This window comes from Corynebacterium tuingiense, assembly GCF_046718165.1.
Classification (GTDB): Bacteria; Actinomycetota; Actinomycetes; order Mycobacteriales; family Mycobacteriaceae; genus Corynebacterium.
On sequence record NZ_CP177101.1, the window covers coordinates 2,096,036 to 2,114,230 of the forward strand.

17 protein-coding genes are annotated in these 18,195 nt (G+C 60.8%); 12 read left to right on the plus strand and 5 right to left on the minus strand.

Features of this window, described 5'->3' with window-relative positions; all coding sequences use genetic code 11:
• Nucleotides 1-73 precede the first annotated feature (73 nt).
• From ACLI1T_RS10005 to ACLI1T_RS10040, 8 genes are all read left to right on the plus strand, one after another.
• The gene (locus ACLI1T_RS10005; RefSeq protein ID WP_411702573.1) at nt 74-1,441 is read left to right on the plus strand and encodes a dipeptidase; all 1,368 of its coding nucleotides are present in this window, start codon (nt 74-76) and stop codon (nt 1,439-1,441) included.
• 248 nt (nt 1,442-1,689) lie between these two features.
• Nucleotides 1,690-4,698 carry a Na+/H+ antiporter subunit A gene (locus ACLI1T_RS10010; protein ID WP_411702574.1) on the plus strand — a complete coding sequence of 1,003 codons (3,009 nt, stop codon included), beginning with the start codon at nt 1,690-1,692 and terminating at the stop codon, nt 4,696-4,698.
• Nucleotides 4,699-5,199: a Na(+)/H(+) antiporter subunit C gene (locus ACLI1T_RS10015; RefSeq protein WP_411702575.1), complete on the plus strand. Its 501-nt coding sequence runs from the start codon at nt 4,699-4,701 to the stop codon at nt 5,197-5,199.
• Nucleotides 5,192-7,042 (plus strand): Na+/H+ antiporter subunit D, encoded by a 1,851-nt coding sequence (locus ACLI1T_RS10020; RefSeq protein ID WP_411702576.1) that lies wholly within the window; start codon nt 5,192-5,194, stop codon nt 7,040-7,042. The genes ACLI1T_RS10015 and ACLI1T_RS10020 overlap by 8 nt, the downstream gene beginning before the upstream one ends.
• Nucleotides 7,035-7,562: a Na+/H+ antiporter subunit E gene (locus ACLI1T_RS10025; RefSeq protein WP_411702577.1), complete on the plus strand. Its 528-nt coding sequence runs from the start codon at nt 7,035-7,037 to the stop codon at nt 7,560-7,562. The genes ACLI1T_RS10020 and ACLI1T_RS10025 overlap by 8 nt, the downstream gene beginning before the upstream one ends.
• A complete protein-coding gene (locus ACLI1T_RS10030; protein ID WP_023018012.1) occupies nt 7,562-7,837 on the plus strand; it encodes a monovalent cation/H+ antiporter complex subunit F in 276 nt (91 codons plus the stop codon). Before ACLI1T_RS10025 ends, ACLI1T_RS10030 begins: the two co-directional genes overlap by 1 nt.
• Nucleotides 7,834-8,214, plus strand: a complete 381-nt coding sequence (locus ACLI1T_RS10035; protein ID WP_005279458.1) for a monovalent cation/H(+) antiporter subunit G — start codon at nt 7,834-7,836, stop codon at nt 8,212-8,214. Before ACLI1T_RS10030 ends, ACLI1T_RS10035 begins: the two co-directional genes overlap by 4 nt.
• A gap of 15 nt (nt 8,215-8,229) precedes the next feature.
• Nucleotides 8,230-9,732 carry a glycosyltransferase 87 family protein gene (locus ACLI1T_RS10040; RefSeq protein WP_411702578.1) on the plus strand — a complete coding sequence of 501 codons (1,503 nt, stop codon included), beginning with the start codon at nt 8,230-8,232 and terminating at the stop codon, nt 9,730-9,732.
• Between the two features lie 128 nt (nt 9,733-9,860).
• On the opposite strand, the gene ACLI1T_RS10045 is transcribed toward ACLI1T_RS10040, so the two are convergent.
• Genes ACLI1T_RS10045 through ACLI1T_RS10055 form a run of 3 tightly spaced genes read right to left on the minus strand, consistent with a single transcriptional unit; the run spans nt 9,861 to nt 12,246 of the window.
• A complete protein-coding gene (locus ACLI1T_RS10045) occupies nt 9,861-11,000 on the minus strand; it encodes a glutamate--cysteine ligase (RefSeq protein ID WP_411702579.1) in 1,140 nt (379 codons plus the stop codon).
• Nucleotides 11,001-11,044: 44 nt separating this feature from the next.
• Nucleotides 11,045-11,947, minus strand: a complete 903-nt coding sequence (locus ACLI1T_RS10050) for a LytR C-terminal domain-containing protein (protein WP_411702580.1) — start codon at nt 11,945-11,947, stop codon at nt 11,045-11,047.
• A 23-nt stretch (nt 11,948-11,970) separates the two neighbouring features.
• Nucleotides 11,971-12,246 (minus strand): DUF3263 domain-containing protein, encoded by a 276-nt coding sequence (locus ACLI1T_RS10055; protein WP_084529689.1) that lies wholly within the window; start codon nt 12,244-12,246, stop codon nt 11,971-11,973.
• On the opposite strand from ACLI1T_RS10055, the gene ACLI1T_RS10060 reads away from it, so the two are divergent.
• From ACLI1T_RS10060 to ACLI1T_RS10075, 4 genes are all read left to right on the plus strand, one after another.
• Nucleotides 12,245-12,868, plus strand: coding sequence for a peptide deformylase (locus tag ACLI1T_RS10060; RefSeq protein ID WP_349868129.1), 624 nt, complete (start codon nt 12,245-12,247; stop codon nt 12,866-12,868). The two genes, ACLI1T_RS10055 and ACLI1T_RS10060, sit on opposite strands and share 2 nt — an antisense overlap.
• A gap of 2 nt (nt 12,869-12,870) precedes the next feature.
• On the plus strand, nt 12,871-13,872 hold the full coding sequence (locus tag ACLI1T_RS10065; RefSeq protein ID WP_349887086.1) for a GNAT family N-acetyltransferase: 1,002 nt from the start codon (nt 12,871-12,873) through the stop codon (nt 13,870-13,872).
• An 82-nt stretch (nt 13,873-13,954) separates the two neighbouring features.
• Nucleotides 13,955-14,764: an exodeoxyribonuclease III gene (locus tag ACLI1T_RS10070; RefSeq protein WP_349887087.1), complete on the plus strand. Its 810-nt coding sequence runs from the start codon at nt 13,955-13,957 to the stop codon at nt 14,762-14,764.
• Nucleotides 14,765-16,228: a phospholipase D-like domain-containing protein gene (locus ACLI1T_RS10075; protein ID WP_411702581.1), complete on the plus strand. Its 1,464-nt coding sequence runs from the start codon at nt 14,765-14,767 to the stop codon at nt 16,226-16,228. It begins immediately after the preceding gene.
• A gap of 343 nt (nt 16,229-16,571) precedes the next feature.
• Here ACLI1T_RS10075 and ACLI1T_RS10080 read toward each other — a convergent pair whose 3' ends face one another.
• Complete coding sequence (locus ACLI1T_RS10080) at nt 16,572-17,099, minus strand: CAP domain-containing protein (protein ID WP_411702582.1); 528 nt, start codon at nt 17,097-17,099, stop codon at nt 16,572-16,574.
• 317 nt (nt 17,100-17,416) lie between these two features.
• Nucleotides 17,417-18,193, minus strand: a complete 777-nt coding sequence (locus tag ACLI1T_RS10085; protein ID WP_411702583.1) for an ABC transporter permease — start codon at nt 18,191-18,193, stop codon at nt 17,417-17,419.
• Between the last annotated feature and the right edge of the window lie 2 nt (nt 18,194-18,195).

Sequence of the window (18,195 nt, forward strand, 5' to 3'; positions counted from 1 at the left end):
GCAGGCAGGAATGCATAGGAATTGTCGTGCGGATCTGTATTGCGACCCAAGCGCTCAAGGTACCGTGGATTGCATGACAGATATGATTGACAGCATACGTAGCGACCGCGACACCATCTTCCGCCAGCTCAGCGAGCTCGTGGGATTCAACTCCGTGCACAATGAGCCGGGATTGGAAGACCAGGCCCAAGGCGCGAGCCAGTGGGTGAAGGCCGCGCTGGAAGAGGCAGGGGCAACGGTAGAAACCATCACCACCGCGGATGGTTCCACCGCCATTGTGGGCGAGCGCAAGGGTGAGGAAGGCGCCAAGACCGTCCTGTTGTACTCGCACTACGATGTCGTGCCCGCAGGAGACCGCGCGGCATGGGAATCCGATCCGTTCACCCTGACCGAGCGTGCCGATGCCGAGGGCACCACCCGCTGGTACGGCCGCGGCGCGGCAGACTGCAAAGGCAATGTGGCCATGCACTTGGCGGCCCTGCGCGCCCTGGAGGCCAATGGCGGTACCAAGGTGAACCTGAAGTACCTCATCGAAGGCTCTGAGGAGCGCGGCGGCGAGGGCCTGTCCCAGCTCATCAAAGACCGCCCGGAGCTTTTCGCTGCCGATGCCATCCTGATTGCAGATGCCGGCAATGCTGCGGTGGGCCAGCCCACCTTGACCACGTCCCTGCGCGGCGGTGCACAGATCGAGGTCGAGGTCAATACCCTGGCCGCGCCCGTGCACTCCGGCCAATTCGGCGGCGCTGCCCCAGATGCGGTGAAGGCGCTGATGCGCACGCTGGATTCGCTCACGGATGAGTACGGCCGCACCACCATCGATGGCGTGGATACCAGCGCCCACTGGCAGGGTCAGGAATACCCGGCCGAGGCCTTCCGTGGCGATGCGCAGCTACTCGAGGGCACCGAGATCATGGGCTCCAAGGATCCAGAAGGCGCTACCCCAGTGGCGGATATGGTGTGGTCCCGCCCGGCCATTTCCGTGACCGGCTTTACCTCTACCCCGGTGGCTGAGGCCGTCAATGCCGTGCCCGCTACCGCGGCCGCCAAGCTGAACCTGCGCGTTCCAGCGGGCACCGATGCCCGCGCCATTGGCGAGGCCGTCTGCGAGCACGTGAAGAACCACGCCCCTTGGGGCGCGCACATCCAGGCGGAGGTCGTGGAGGCCAATGCTGGTTTTTCCACCGACCCGGAGAAGCCCGCCGTGGCGCTTTTGGGCCAGTGCCTATCCGAGGCCTATGGCAAGGACACCGCAGCGCAGGGCATGGGCGGTTCCATTCCCCTGACCACCGAGCTGCAGGAGGCACACCCCAACGCGGAAATCGCGCTCTACGGCGTGGAAGAGCCCAAGTGCACGATCCACTCCGCCAATGAGTCCGTCGATCCCACCGAGATCGAGCACGTCGCCGCAGCGGAGGCGCTTTTCTTGCAGCGTTACGCATAGCGGTAATGCGTGTAACGGCAACATATAATACTGTGCGCTAAAAATAATCTTTCGAAGTTGTGGAAAAACCGGTAAACTTTCGACGAGTTGACCCCGTTTCCGGCCACGCTGCTTGCACAAGTGGGACAGTTCGTACTCGGCCAAGTACGGACTGTCTTGGTGCGTATATGCTCCCGGCGCATATCGCCACGCCCCGCGGCAACGAGGGTCTGAGAACTTGACACAACCTAAGGAGCGCAGATTCCAACGTGCTAATACTTCTGGGTGCCCTCATCGTTGCCACCGTGGTTGCACCGCTGCTCATTATGAATGTGGGCCGCCCAGCCTTTGGTTTATTGGCAATAGTTCCCGGCGTCGGTTTCGTGTGGACCCTCGCGCACTTTGCCCGGGGCACCTTCCGCGACGGCGGCGCGCTGAATTACACCATCGAGTGGATGCCGGCCGCGCACCTCGCCGTGGATCTGCGCATGGATGCCCTGGGCGGGCTCTTTAGCCTCATCATTTTGGGCATGGGCGCCTTGGTCCTGCTGTATTGCTGGGGCTATTTCGATTCCACGCGCCGCCGCCTTGCCATGTTCGCCGGCCAAATGGTGGGCTTTGCCACCGCCATGTTTGGGCTTGTGACCTCCGATAGCCTGCTGCTCATGTACGTCTTCTGGGAGATCACCTCCCTCTTGTCGTACCTATTGGTCAGCTACTATGCCGAGCGCGCCTCCTCGCGCCGCGCCGCACAGCAGGCCCTTATGGTCACCGTCATGGGCGGCCTCTCCATGTTGATGGGCATCTGCCTGCTCGGCCGGCAGACCGGGGCGTGGACGTTTAGTGAAATCCACGCCTACGATCACTTTCCCCAAACGCCGTACGTCACCGTCGCCATCGTGCTCATCCTGGTCGGCGCCCTGACCAAATCCGCCATCGTGCCGGCGCACTTCTGGCTGCCGGGTGCGATGGCAGCGCCGACGCCGGTCTCGGCGTACCTGCACTCCGCGGCCATGGTCAAGGCCGGAATTTACCTGGTCGCGCGCCTGGCACCGGATATGTACGAGGTAGCCACCTGGCACCTCGTGGTCATTTCCTTGGGCGTATTTACCATGCTGCTCGGCGGCTGGATGGCGCTAAAACAAAAGGACCTCAAGCTCATTTTGGCCTATGGCACGGTCTCCCAGCTGGGTTTTATTACCTCCATCGTGGCGGTTGGCTCCCGGGAGGCCATGCAGGCGGGCCTGGCGCTGACCTTTGCCCACTCGCTCTTTAAGGCCGCACTCTTCATGGTGGTCGGCGCCATCGACCACTGCTCGGGCACGCGCGATATTACGAAGCTATCCGGCCTCGGGCGCAGGCAGCCCTTCCTCTACGGCATCGCCATTATCTCCGCCCTGTCCATGGCGGGCATTCCCCCGCTCTTTGGCTTCGTATCCAAGGAGGCCGTGCTGGAATCCACCATGCACGAAGAGCTGCTCATTGGCATGCCGCGCAATATGATCCTGGTGGCTTATGTAGCAGGCTCCATCCTCACCATGGCCTATGCCCTGCGCTTTTTGTGGGGTGCTTTTGCCACCAAGAACCTGCCGGACGATAAGGACGGCGTCTCTAAGGCCGTAGCCACGATGCACAAGGTCAACGTGGGCCTGTGGCTCGCCCCGGCCGTGCTCACCGCGCTGACTATCGCGCTCGGCATCGCGCCGCAGGCGCTCTCGGCGGCCATCGATCAGCACCTCGATTCCACCTTCGAGGCAGGCGAGCACCAGGGCCTGGCCCTCTGGCACGGGTGGTCGGTGACCTTGGGCGTATCCGCCATCATCATCGTGGCCGGAATCATCGTTCACTGGCGCCGCCAGGTGCTGGAGCAATGGCAGTTTGCGTACCCCGCGCTTGGCGATGCCGACGCTGTCTACGACAAGGTCATCTCCACCCTGCGCAAGCTCTCCCTGCGCACCACGGCCGTTACCCAGCGCGGTTCGCTGCAGCTCAACCTGACCGTCATCTTCGCCACCCTTATGGTGCTGCCGCTGACCATGCTGATTACCGGCGATCTCACGGATATCCGCATGGTGGTTGCAGAAAACCCCTGGCAGGTCGTCGCCGCCATCATCATGATGGTGGCCGCCATTGCCGCCACGGTGACCGATAACCGCTTGTCTGCCGTCATCATCGTCGGTATTACCGGATATTCTTTGTCCTTCGTCTTTGCCATCCACGGTGCCCCGGACTTGGCGCTGACCCAGCTGCTGACAGAAACCATCATCATGGTGCTATTCATGCTGGTGCTGCGCCGCATTCCGGCGTCTACCGAGTGGAAGCAGGACCCGAAGATGGGCCGCCTGCGCGCCTGGCTCTCCGTCGGCACTGGCCTGACCGTCACCATCGTGGCGATGTTTGCCATCAACGCGCGGTCTGCCGAACCCATCTCGCAGTACATGCCGGAGCTGGCTAAGGAGATAGGCCACGGCGCCAATGCCGTCAACGTCTTGCTGGTGGACCTGCGCGCCTGGGATACCTTTGGCGAGATCACGGTCATCATCATCGCCGCGCTCGGCGTGGCCTCCCTGATTTATCGCACCCAATCCTTCTCTAGGGACAGCCGCCGGCCTACCCTGCAGGTCACGGGCCGGCGCTGGCTGGCCGCGGGATCGGAATCGGAGCAGGCGCTCAACCGCTCGCTGATGATCGATGTCTCCACCCGCGTGCTCTTCCCCTCCATGATGGCGCTGTCGTTCTACTTCTTCTTCGCCGGGCACAACGCGCCAGGCGGCGGTTTCGCCGGTGGCCTGGTGGCCGCACTCGCGCTCATCCTGCGCTACCTGGCTGGTGGCCGCGCGGAGCTCGATGAAGCCCTGCCCATCGATGCCGGGCGCACCATGGGCGCAGGCCTCACCTTGTCCGCCCTGGCGGTGGTGGTCCCGATGTTCTTTGGTTACCCGCCGCTTACCAGCGGATATACCTCGCCCGAAATCCCGCTTATCGGCGCGGTCTCACTGCCTTCAGCGCTGGTCTTTGACTTGGGCGTCTACCTCATCGTCGTGGGGCTGACGCTCTACGTGCTCAGCTCGCTCGGCGCCAAGCTGGATGAGGAAGAAGAGATGCGTAAGCAGCGCGCCCGCGACCGTGCCCGTTCCTTGGCGCGGAAGAACCGGGAGCGCAGCACCAAACAAAAGGCTCAGCGGGCGCAAAAACAAGAGAAGAAACAAGAAAAGGTACCAGCCACAACGAGCTCCTCCGGCACAGGTTCCGGGGACAACGCAGGAATGGAGAAATAAATGCAAGCCAACCTCTTCCTCCTGCTCGCCGCCGGAGTGATGGTTTCTGCGGGCATCTACCTCTTGCTCGACCGCGCCATGACCAAGATGATGCTCGGGCTGCTCTTGCTGGGCAATGGCGCCAACCTCTTCATGCTGCAGGCCGGCGGCCCGGCGGGCTCACCGCCCATCGATGGCCGCGAGGCCCAGCCTTACGGCAGCGATACTGCGGATCCCCTCACTCAGGCGATGATCCTTACCGCCATCGTCATTTCCATGGCGCTGACGGCCTTCATCCTCACCTTGGCCTACCGCCAGTACCGCTACCGCACCGCCGACGTCATTGAAGATGACGCCGAAGATACCGCCATTGCCGCCAAGGCCTCCAAGCCCGGCAGCGCAGCGGCGAGCGCGGATCATGATGCCTCCAATGACCCCGCCACCGGGCGGGCTACCAAGGAAGGCGATAATTTCGGCCCCGAATCCTTCGAGGAGCCGGTGAAGGGAGCCGAAGATGACTGAGCCATTCCACCAGGCGGCCGAGACGATGTACCCGTACGTCGGTGCGCTTATCCCGCTGCCCATCATCATCCCGGCGGTGGCCGCAGCACTCTCGCTGCTCTTTGCCCGCATGCCTAATGTGCAGCGCCAGATCGCCTTTTTCTCCCTGCTGATTACGGCTGCGGTCAACGCGAGCCTGATCATAATAGTGGATTTCCATGGCATACAGACCCTGCAGATAGGCGGCTGGGACGCGCCCGTGGGCATCACGTTGGTGGCGGACCGGCTCTCCACGATGATCCTCTTTACCTCGTCTGTGGTGCTGTTCTCCGTCATCTGGTACGCCATTTCCCAGGGTGTGCGCGATGGCACCAAGGATGAACCCGTCGCGGTTTTCTTGCCCACCTACATGCTGCTGACCATGGGTGTAAATATCTCCTTTTTGGCCGGCGACCTCTTTAACCTGTACGTCGGCTTCGAGGTCTTCCTCGTGGCCTCGTACGTGCTGTTGACCTTGGGGGCATCGGCAGGCCGCGTGCGCGCTGGCGTGGGCTATGTGATGGTCTCGATGGCCTCGTCCATGATCTTCCTTCTGGCGCTGGCATATGTCTATGCCTCCGTCGGCACCATGAACATGGCCCAGATTGGCCAACGCATGCAAGACATCCCGGAGGGCACCCGCACCGCCATCTTCGCCACCTTGCTCGTGGCCTTTGGCATTAAGGCCGCGGTGGTGCCGCTGGCCGCCTGGCTGCCGGACTCCTACCCCACCGCGCCCTCGCTGGTCACGGCCGTGTTCGCCGGCCTGCTCACCAAGGTCGGTGTCTATGCGATCATTCGCGCGCGCACGTCCATCTTTACCAATGGTGGGCTCGATACCGTGCTGATGTGGGTGGCGCTGGCCACCATGCTGGTGGGCATCTTGGGCGCCATTGCGCAGACCGATATTAAGCGCCTGCTCTCCTTTACCCTGGTCAGCCACATCGGCTATATGATTTTCGGCGTCTCTCTGGGCACTGCCCAGGGGCTATCCGGCGCCATTTTCTACGCCATCCACCACATTCTGGTGCAGACCGCGCTCTTCTTGGTCGTGGGCCTTATCGAGCGCCAGGCCGGTACCTCCTCACTGCGGCGCCTGGGCTCGCTGATGTATTCCGCCCCGCTTATCGCCGTGCTGTATTTCATTCCGGCCATCAACCTGGGCGGCGTGCCGCCGTTCTCTGGCTTTTTGGGCAAGATCATCCTCATTCAGGCGGGCGCCAATGAAGGTTCCTGGCTGGCGTGGGTGCTCATCGGCGGCGCGCTGGTGACCTCGCTGCTGACCCTTTATGTCATGATGCTGGTCTGGGCCAAGGGCTTCCAGCGCGATCGCGCCGATGCCCCCGAGGGCAATGTCGCCCTGGCCCGCCCGGCCCCGCTTTCTGATATCACCGATGAGGTCGAGTTTTCCTCCCGCCAGGACGTCGGCCGCGTGCCATTCGGCATGGTGGGTGCCACGGCGCTGCTGGTCATCGCCTCGACCTCGATTACCTTCCTGGCCGGCCCGATTTCCGGTGTCACCTCCCGCGCTGCCGAATCCGCGCAGGATACCTCCATTTATCAGTACGCCGTACTGGGCGAAAATGCCGATAACCCTACCCGGCACCTTGACCAGAAGGACCGCTACGAAGGCGGCGCGGACTCCTACAAGGAGCGCAGCCAACTGCTGCCGGATCCCGGCCCGGCCCACGATCCGGAATCCGCCGCCCCGGAGACGACGAGCGCGGACACGCCGAGCTCGAAAACGCCAAAATCGGACGCGCCGGCGAAATCGGGGGCATTGGAAAGCCCCACCCCACTAAAGAAGGAGGCCCGCGATGACTAAGAGCCGCTTTGCCGGTCTGCGCTACCGCTTCCGGCCGTGGTTTACCGTCTGGATTACGGTCATGTGGTGCATGCTCATGGGCGAAATCACGGTGGGCAATGTGGTCGGCGGCCTCCTCGTCGCCCTGGTCATCGTCTTCGCCCTGCCACTGCCGGCGATGCCCATTGCCGGCGTCGAGGTCGCGTGGGGCAAATTCTTCCGCTACATGCTGCGCTGGTTCTGGGAGCTGTTTTATGCCTCCCGCAAGGTGGGTTGGCTGGCCTCCCGGCCGCAGCCGCTGCCCAAAACCGCCATCCTGGAATTGCCGATGCGCCTAGAAAATGAGTTCATCCTCTCCCTCGCGGTGACGCTGTACAACCTGCAGCCGGGAGGAACGGTGACAGACATTGACATCGCCAACCGCATGATCACCATCCACATCCTGGATGCCCGGGATGAGGCGCAGATCCAGCGCGAAATCGATGCCGTATCCCGCCTAGAATCTTCCATGATCGAGATCTTTGAAAGGAGCCACCCATAATGGATCCGCAGATCTATCACGCCATCCTGCTGGTTCCCGCATTCTTGCTGTGGGTCTCCGTATTAATTACCGTCTGGCGCATTATCACTGGGCCCAACTCCCTCGACCGGCTGGTGGGAATGGACGGTTTTACCGCCATGTTCCAATGCGCGCTGGCGACCTACATGTGCTGGTCACTAGATACCTCCGTGGTCTCGGCCATGCTGGTCATCGCGCTGCTCGGCTTCATCTCCACCGTGTCCGTTACCAGGTTTAGGAAGAGGGATAACCAATGAGTTGGTCTCTAATCGCCGATATCCTCTCGCTCATCCTCGTCATCAGCGGCAGCCTGCTCATCCTCGCCGCCGCCATTGGCCTAGCCCGCTTTAAGGACACGATGTCCCGCGTCCACGCCGTGAGCAAGCCACAGACCACCGGGCTCATCCTCACCATCATGGGTGCGTTCATCCGCATTACTGGCGCGGAATCTTTCAGTATGGCCGAGCGTGGTGATTTGGGTATGCTTATTTTGCTGGTACTGTTTGCGATGTTTACCAGCCCGGTGACCGCGCAGCGCACCTCACGCATTGCACGCCGTGAAGGCCTGTATGGTTCCGAGGAATCGATGTCGCGCAATGATCGCCCCGCCGGCCGTTCGCTGCGCCGCAAATAGGAGGCACCTTTCACCGTGAAAAAGCTCTACGGACTGCCTACTCTGGCCGCTCTTTTGGTTGCCTTCTTTATTTTCAGCATCTCCCGCTATAGCCAATACGACGGTCCCAACGCCTTCATCTGGCGCGTGCCGCTGGATCTGAAGATTTACTGGCTCGCCGGCGGCGAGGTGGCTAACGGTGCCAACCTTTATGACAACGCCTATATTGGCAACCTTCCTTTTACCTACCCACCCTTTGCCGGCACGCTGTTCAAATGGATTTCCGCGCTTGCCGATGACCCCCTTATCATCCTCTGGCAAGGCGGCACCATCCTTGCTTTATTGGCCGTCATCCTCATGGTCTTCCACGAGCGCGGCCTCAAACTTTCTCCGCTGACCTGGGTTGTTGGCATCCTACTGGTGCTCTGTGCCCCATCTGTAGAGCCGATGTACGGCACCTTGTTCTACGGCCAGATCAATGTCTTTTTGATGTTCCTGGTCGCCCTCGACGTCATTCCTAAGAAGCGGGCCCTGCCCGGTATTGGCATCGGCCTCGCCGCAGGCTTGAAGCTCACCCCGGCCTTTATGGGCTTGGTGCTCCTATTCCAGAAGCGCTGGTGGCAGGCGGTTATCTCCGTCCTTACCTTCGCGGTAACCGTTGCGATCGGTTTCGTCACCATTCCGGATGCCGGGGTGTTCTGGACCGATGCCATCTTTAATTCCTCCCGCGTGGGTGAACACACCAACCCGGGCGCGCAGTCCATCCGCTCGCTCATGGTGCGCGCGTGGGGCATCGACGGCGGCTGGATGTGGCTCGCCGCCGTCGCGGTGGTCTTCGTCTTGACCTGCCTGGCCCTGCGCACCGCGATGAAGCACAAGAATAACTCCGCCGCCATGTCCCTGGCCGGAATTAGCGCCTGCCTGGTCTCGCCCTTCTCTTGGTACCACCACTGGGTCTGGGTCTTCCCGTTGGCCATCGTGGTTCTCATCTCCGTCAACCAGGCACTGGGCAAGCGCCTGCGCGGGGTCATCGGCGCGCAAGTAGCAGCACTCATTTCCTTCGCGGCCATGTGCGTGGTGCTGCTGCCGTACGTCTCCGCAGCCTTCTGGCTCGAAGGCTCCAACCGCTCTTTGAACCAGTTGGACTTCCAGCCCTGGGCCATGCTCCTTTTCACCGCCTCCGGCATCCTCTACATCGCTTTTTATGCCCTGTGGGGATTTATCCCCGGCACCCAACCCAGCGAGGAAGACACCCGCGGCGGCCGGCACGCGGCACAGCGTGCTGCTCATCCGCAGCACGCCCAACAGCACCGCGCCCGGCCCCAGCATGCTCAGCCGCAACATGCCCGGCCGCAGCGCACTCAGGCAGCCGGCGCTCACGCGTCTGGCGCTGCCACACGGGGTTCTGCCACCACCGACGAAACCGCACAGTTCCCGGTATTTAACCCTGAGACCCGCGAGTTTCCCTCCACCGAGGGCTATACCGATATTCCGGCTCCCCCGTCCTACGGTGGCCGCCACGCCCTAGATAACGACTAAGCCGCACGCAGCCGCCGCATGCCGGCAGCCATCTGCGCACCACCGCGCCGGCCTCGTACAGCTTCCTCCAGTGCGACCCTAGGCTTGCGCTCACTAAACGCACGCCTAGCCGATCATCGCTTAGCTGATTAGCGCACCGGCCGGAAGGTATGAAGCTCGCGGCAGGTTTCTTCGACGACATCGCGCCAGCTGCCGGTTTCTTGGAAGAGGCGGCGTTGGCGTTCGTATCCGGCGCCGCCGTCGATGATTTCATGCACCAAGGCCAGTTCTTCCGCACAGCCCAACTCGCGGGCTAGGGGCGTTAGCTCTTCTACCATCTGGGCCAGTTCATCTTTGACCCAGGCCTCGTCCGTGTCGCGCGAGGTAATAACGAGGGCATCCATGCCGTAGCGCGCCCCGCGCCACTTATTTTCCGCCACGTGCCACGGCTGCAAAACGGGTAGCTCCTCGCCGGCATCAATCATGCGGTCATAGTGCACGACCAGGCAGTGCGTTAGCGCGACGACTGCGGATAGCTCCCGCAGGTTCGAAGTGGCATCGGATACGCGGACCTCTACGGTGCCCCACTTCGAGGCCGGGCGGATATCAAAGTGCATCGATCCGGTGTGGTTGATGACCCCGGAGATCGCCTGATCCCGCATATAGGACTGCCACTCATCCCACGTGAAAAATTGGTAGGGCATGCCGGCGGTGGGCAGCTGTTGATAGAGCATCGTGCGATTGGAAGCGTAGCCCGTATCCAATCCTTCCCACCCCGGCGAGCACGCAGAAATGGCCAAGAGGTGGGGATACTTCGTCATCAGCGCATTGATGATGGGCCAAACGCGATCCTCGTGGCTGATGCCAACGTGGACGTGAGTGCCCCACAACAGCATCTGCTTTCCCCAATACTGGGTGCGAGCGATGATCTCTTGATAGCTGGGTTTATCTGACAGCGGGTTTTCCCGAAAATCCGTAAACGGGTGCCCGCCAGAGGCCCACACATCGATGCCGAGCTTATCCGCGGCTTCTTCCACGGCGGCCAGCGAGGTTTCTAACTCCGCAATGGCTTCTGGCACCGTGGAGCAAATGCCCGTGACTAGCTCCACCGTATTCTGTAGGAATTCTTTTTCCACGTGAATATCGGGGTGGGCGGCAGTGGCGAGATCAATGAGCTCAGCCCCGCGCGAGACGAGATCGCGCGAGTCGCGGTCCACGAGCGCGACTTCCCATTCCACCCCGAGCGTGGGCTCGGGGGAACGGGCGAATACTTCTGCCGGAATCTTCACCGGTCCAGCTTAACGGGTAGGGGGTAATATTCCATGAATTTTATTTAGGCCTGTGGGACGGCGAGGGCGACCACAACGGCGCCGTCCTCGGTGGCCTCCTTTGGCAGGTCCCTATTCATAGGCTTGATTTCTGCCTGGTAGCGCGCGGCAACTTCCTTGGCCAGGGACTCCGCGGAGGTATCGCCTTCTGGGTAGAAGACGGTGGTCTTGGGCACGGTCAATACGTCGCCTGGCAGGTTGCCCACGTAGCCCACCTTGAAGCCGCCGTCCTTCAACACATCGGCTTCGTTTTTGGCCTTATCGGATTCACCGGAGTTATTGAGCACGCTGACCTTAATATCATTGCGGTCGCGCGCAGCAGACGGTGCATCGTTGCCGCCGGCCCGGGCTTCATCCCCGGCGCGGTCGGAACCTTCGCCGCGCGCGCCGTCCTCGCGGCCCGCACCGCGGTTAGCCTCGCCCTCGGCGCCGCCGTTCGGGTGCGCGTTATCGCCCTCACGAGGCGGCTGGTTGTTGGCCCCGTCGCGGGAGCCATCGGCACGGGAACCGTCGCCGCGCGCGCCATCCGCCGCAGAACCGCCGGCGCCATTGCCGTCTTGGCCGCCATTGGCGGAGCCGTCCGACTTCGACTGCTCGGAATCAGAAGCGACGGTCGAATCATCGTCCTCCGAGGTCATGGCATAAAGGCCCCAGAGGCCGAGCATCACGGCTACGGCGATCAACACCATGGCAAGCCCGCGCAGTGGTAAACCGCCCTTCTTGACGTGGGCGCCTCCCCCACCGCCGCCGGTTGCGGCCGCAGCAGCGTCTTCGCCGCCTACCTCATTGTCATAAGCGCCGTCGTAGGCGTCGTCATAATAAGCATCGCCATAATCGGCCGCGGCGGCATCGCCAGCGGCATCGTCGAATTGCTGGTCGTATAGATTATCCGGATTCTCTTTAGTCACTTCAGTAACATTAGTAGCCAGTTCTAACGCGGTGGGGTATTTCCCCGCGCGGCGCGCCGCGTATTTTCGCGCTCCTCCCGCAGACGCTTCAGCCTAGCCACCAAGAGGGGATGGGATTCGGCGGCAGCGGGGGCATCGAGAAGCAGATTCAGCCGCTGGTGATAGCGCACCGGCGAGATATCCAGCTGCGCGCGAATGGCCTCTTCCTTGCGGCCAATGCTGCGCGGGGCGGTTTCCTCAAAATCTAAGATGGCGGCGTCTAGGTCAGACAAGGGGTTCATGCCTAAACTGTAGAGCATGACTATTCGCCCCATCGTTATCCACGGCGACCCCGTGCTTCATCAGCCCACCACACCGGTGGAAGAATCCGAGATTTCCAGCCCAGAGATGCAACAGCTCATCGCGGACATGTACGAGACCATGGACGTTGCCCATGGCGTGGGCCTGGCTGCGAACCAGGTGGGCATCGGCAAGCGGCTCTTCGTCTACCACTGTCCCGACACCGAAGGCCCGGATGGCACCGAGCTGCCCGCCGATAAGGCCGGCATGCGCAAGGGGTGCGTTATCAACCCGGTGCTGGAAACCTCCGAGATTCCAGAGACCATGCCTGCCGATGACGGCTCCGATGACGAAGGCTGCCTCTCCGTGCCGGGCGAGGGCTTTCCCACTGGCCGCGCCGATTGGGCGCGCGTGACCGGCAAGGACGAGCACGGCAACGACATCACCGTGGAAGGCTACGGCTTTTTCGCCCGCTGCCTGCAGCACGAGACCGGCCACCTCGATGGTTACGTGTACACCGATACCCTCATCGGCCGCTACAAGCGCCAGGCAAAGAAGGCCATTAAGCGCCATGGTTGGACCGAGCCGGGCTACACCTGGATGCCGGGTGAAGACGAAGATCCCTTCGGGCACGACGATTAATCATGTCTCGCATCTTTCGTTCCGATGACGTGCAGGTAGGCGATCGCGTCGTGGCCCGGCGCGATTTTGGCGATGTGCACAGCGATGTCATTGGCCACGTCCTCAGCCTCGAGCCGCTGGTCATCCGCCCGCAGCAGGTCGGCGGCTACCCCTCTGACCTCGAGGCCGTGGAGATCGCGCCCGAGCAGCTGAAGATTATAAAGCGGCTTTCGCCGCGCATGGTGCGCAATTCCGATATTCGCGCCGTCGAATACGCCACTGCCCAGGCTTTTCCTGGCAAGGAGCACACGTGGACCTCGGACGGCTCCTGGCTCATGCGCGCCGGCGATGGCGTGACGGGCCGGTCTAATTCGGCCGTCCCGCTCGGGCCTTCTGCGGGCTTTAACCCGGTCCCGCTGGAGGAAATCACGGAGTTCTACCGCCGCCACGATCTCCCGGTGCGCCTGCTCATCCCGGAGCGTATTGGCAAGCCCGCAGAGCGCCTGCTTGCCGATGCCACCTGGGAGACCGAACCCGAAATCCTCGTCATGGTCCTGCGCGATCTCGCGGCTCTATCCGCCGAGGTCCCGGGTTCGCACCCCAGCGGCGCGGAGTTCCGCATCGATGCCCAACCCGATGAGGCGTGGCTGCAGATGTACCACTTCCGCGGCCAGGCGCTACCTGCCCAGGCCCTGGAGTACCTGCGCGCCCGCATCGAGGGCACGATGGGCTTTGGGCGGCTCGTTATTGACGGCGAGACCGTTGCCATCACCCGCGGCACCATCACCGAATCCGGCGACGGTACCGCCTGGCTGGGATACTCCGCCGTGGAAGTAGCACCTTCGCATCGCCGCCAGGGCTTGGGCGCCCTATTGGGCCAGCACATGCTGCGCTGGGGGCGCGAGCAGGGCGCAAAGCACGCCTACCTCGACGTCTTGGCTTCTAATACCGCCGGCATTCGCCTGTACGAAAAGCTGGGCTTCATCGAGCAGCACCGTCAGATCTACGCCCAGCTGCGCGGCTAGCCCCAGCTGGGTTAGTCCGCCTAGCCCGCCGGCCGCAGCCTGGACTAGTCCGGGCCATTGCCCGCGCGGTACTGTATTATCCATGCGCATCACCACGTGGAATATCAACTCCGTTCGCACCCGCATCCAGCGGGCGCTGGATCTTCTCCACACGCACGACATTGACGTGCTTTGCTTACAAGAGACCAAGGTCAAGGACGATAAATTTCCCCGCGAGGCCTTCGAGGATGCCGGGTACCATGTCACCTGCCATGGCCTCAACCAATGGAATGGCGTGGCCATCATTTCCAAGGAGGAACCGGAAGAAGTCTTTACTGGATTCCCCCACCAGCCCGGCTTTGCCAAGGACCCAGAAAAGCCCCAGGACCGCGAGGCCCGGGCGCTTGGTGCGCGCATCCGCGGGGTAGAAATCTGGTCGCTGTATATCCCCAACGGCCGCGAAATCACCGACCGCCACTATGACTACAAGCTGGACTTTCTCTACCAGCTCTCCCACTACGCCGCGGGCCGCGCCCAATCCAAGCTGCTTCTAACCGGCGATTTCAATATCGCCCCGCGCGATGAGGACGTGTGGAATATCGAGGCCTTCCGTGGCAAGACACACGTCACCGAACCCGAGCGCGCCGCCTTCCAGATGCTCGAAGAGGCCGGCCTCGAAGAGGTCACGCGCCGTTTTACCGAAGACCAGCGCTATACCTACTTTGATTACAAGGGAATGCGCTTTCACAAGAACGAGGGCATGCGCATCGATTTCCAGCTGGCCTCGCCGCCGCTGGCCAAGCACGTCACCGGCGCGCACGTAGACATGGAAGAACGCGCTGGCGAAAAGACCTCCGATCACTGCCCGCTTAGTGCAGATTTCGATCTGCCCGATTTCGATTCCGTGCGTTAAATGACCTGGTCGCTCGATCTCAGCTTCTGGCAGCTGATCTTCCTTATCATTGATTATTCCATCAAGATCATCGCCGTCGGCTTCGTGCCAGAAGGCCGCCGGCCCTCCAATTCCACCGCGTGGTTGCTGGCCATTCTGGTGCTGCCCGTCATTGGCCTGCCGCTGTTTTTGCTCATGGGCTCGCCGTATATCAACCGGCGCCGCCACCGCATCCAGCAAGAGGCCAATGAACGCCTTGAGGATATTTCCGCCCGCACCCCGGATCATCCCAGGGGCATCCTGTCGGCGGAGGTGGAATCCGTCATCAAACTCAACCGCGAACTGACCGGCTTTCCGGCGCTCATTGGCCACAATCTGGGCCTGCATGCGGATTATGATGAATGCATTCGCGCCATCGCCGCGGCCGTGGACCGCGCCGAAAAGTACGTCTCCATCGAGGTCTATATCCAGTCCTGGGACGAGGTCACGGATGTATTTTTCCAGGCCCTCGCCCGCGCCACCGCGCGCGGCGTCAAGGTTCGCCTGTTGCTGGATCAGATTGGCAGTTTTAAGTACAAGGGCTATTCCTCGCTGGGGGACAAACTGACAGAGATCGGCGTGGATTGGCGCCTCATGCTGCCCATCCAGCTGCACAAGGGCAGGTTCCGCCGCCCGGATCTGCGCAACCACCGCAAGCTCGTCATCATCGATGGCGAGGTAGGTTTTATAGGTTCCATCAACCTGATCAAGCGCCAATACAAAACCACTGACCGCTTTTGGATCGATTACATGGTGGAGTTATCCGGCCCCATCGTCACCGCCATGAACGCGGTTTTCGCGGTGGATTGGTACACCGAATCCGGCGAGAACCTCCCGCTAGATGAGCTGCCCTATGACGATGCCCAAACCGTTGATGCCAACTATCTGCAGATGATTCCCTCCGGCCCCGGCTATACCACCGAGCCAAACCTGCGCATGTTTAACTCCCTGGTACACCACGCCAAGCAGCGCCTGGTGCTGTGCTCGCCGTATTTCGTGCCGGATGAATCGCTCTTAGAGGCCGTCACCACCGCCTGCTACCGCGGGGTGGACGTGGAGCTTTATGTCTCCGATACCGCGGACCAATTCATGGTCAACCACGCCCAGTCTTCCTATTACCAGGCGCTGCTTGAGGCCGGGGTGCATATCTACCAATTCCCCTACCCGTATGTTTTGCACTCCAAGTTCATCATCACGGATCCGGATGACCAGGAGTTCAATCCGCTGTGCATGTTCGGCTCGTCCAATATGGACCCGCGGTCCTTCGGCCTCAACTATGAGACCACCATGCTCGTGGCCAAGGGCGATCTCCTCGCCCAGTTCAACCAGCTCGCCGCCAATTACCGCGCGGTCTGCCACGAGCTCACCCTCGAGGAGTGGAACCAGCGCGGCTTTGTCCGCCGCTACATCGATAACGTCATGCGGCTGACCTCGGCACTGCAATAAGCTCTGCTTGCCGATGCCCCAATAGTCCACTCATAGGCTATCTAAACACAAGCCTTCTTTTGCAGAACCAGAGTAGAACTTCCCGCGTTGAACCGCGCACGGTATCACCGCAGAGATGAGCGTGTAGTCCACTTAATTGACTCCGGATCGGCGTTAATTATTGGAACTAATTGCGAAAGATACGCCGAATCCTCCGCAGATTTCTCTCTTGTCTATTGCTTTTACTATAAACCCTGATTCTGACTTTGATATTGCTTATGCGCGAGAGCGTATCAAAAGCTTAGGGAATACAAGAGTGATCATATCGCGGCTATTCCGAAGAGGATTATTAAAAGGCGCTTCTTTAACGCCCAAAATTCTGTACGGCAAAAAGCTCACCGTTCGCGCCAACGGCAATGCCCGTGCCAACCGTTTTCGCTTCTGGGTCCAGCAAAATCTTCCTGTGGCTGGGTGAATTCAGCCACATATTTACCAGCTTCGCATCTGCGAAATCGTCCCATGCTTGAAGGACGTTTTCGCCACCGGCAGGAATACTATCCGGATAGGTTTCCCAGTGATTTGGCCGATGCTGCAAATCCCCTGTTCCCACCAAATGGTCGGCCCAGTCTTGAGCGATATTGTTTAACGCAGGGTTTTCTGTCACGGGATTTAAACCATGATCCGCCCTTGCTGCATTGACTTCGTTAACAATAGAGTGCGCACGGGCCCCATCGGACTTCATGTGGCTAACTACTTCAGCAGCGTTACCGATAGGTCCTTGTGCCTTAGCTGGAGGGGTAGTTGCGGCTACCCCACCTCCCACTAATGCGGCACCCGCGATAGTCGGGGCTACAAACTTTTCAACAGAATCTGGAAGCATTTCATTGGACACACTTACTACTCCCTCGGATAAACTTGACTACATTACTCTACACAATTTCTTTTTCTTCACCCCCAACCCTAACGCAAAAGAAAAATATTGTCAGTACATAAATAATATTTAAACTGCATTTCCGATAAAATAGAATTATATTTAAAGACGTTTAGAGTTTAATTTGCGATATGCGCCCATCCATAGGGTTCTCAAATATTCTCCCACCTGGAAAGGCTGTTTTCTGAGGCAGCCATTAATCACCACCAATAAAAGTAACCGGCTGATCACAATCAGCCGGTTACCAGTCATGTCTCAAACAACAGACCTACCCTCGCCTAAGCATCGCGCTTGTGCAGCACCAGCACGCCAAGGGCCCACAGCACTGCGGCCCAGATGAAGAACACGATGCCGCTGCCTGCGGAGTCCGTCCACAGTGCGTTATCCACTGGGACATTGAATAGCCAGTTCTGGAAAGCAGTAAAGGGCATGAAGCTACCGATCTTATCGCCTACCACGGGCATCATGCTGACGATTTGATCCACACCCAAGTACAAAATAAGGCCCAGCGCCACAGAGCCCGCGGTCTGGCGAATGAGCATGCCGATTCCTTGGGCGAAGGCCACCACGAGGACCGCAGCCAGTGGGTACTTCCACAGCTGCTCGCGGCCCACTTCATCGTTCCAGGGGTCGAAGGTGGCGGAAATGGAGCTATCCGCAAGCAGATCCGTAAGCAGGTACGCGCCCACCACGCCAATGAAGGTCAGCACGGCCGCGATGACCGCGTATAAGACCAGCTTGGCCACGGCCACGCTCCAGCGCCGCGGGGAGGCCATGAAGGTAATGGCTTGGGTGCCGAAGCGATATTCCGTGGTCACCAGCATGATGGCCTGAATCATCAGCACCGGAAGGCCCAGGGTTACCAGGAATACGACGGTGAACTCGGCCCCAATAGGCTGAAAGCCCATATCAACGGCTTGCGGATCGAGCGGCTCCGTAAACGCAGCGGTGACACCGGCCCAGCCCCAGGAAAATAGGAGGAATAGCGCGGTGGTCCACCAGAAGGAGCGGGTGGTGCGCAGCTTAATCCACTCGGATTTCAAGATATTCAACATGG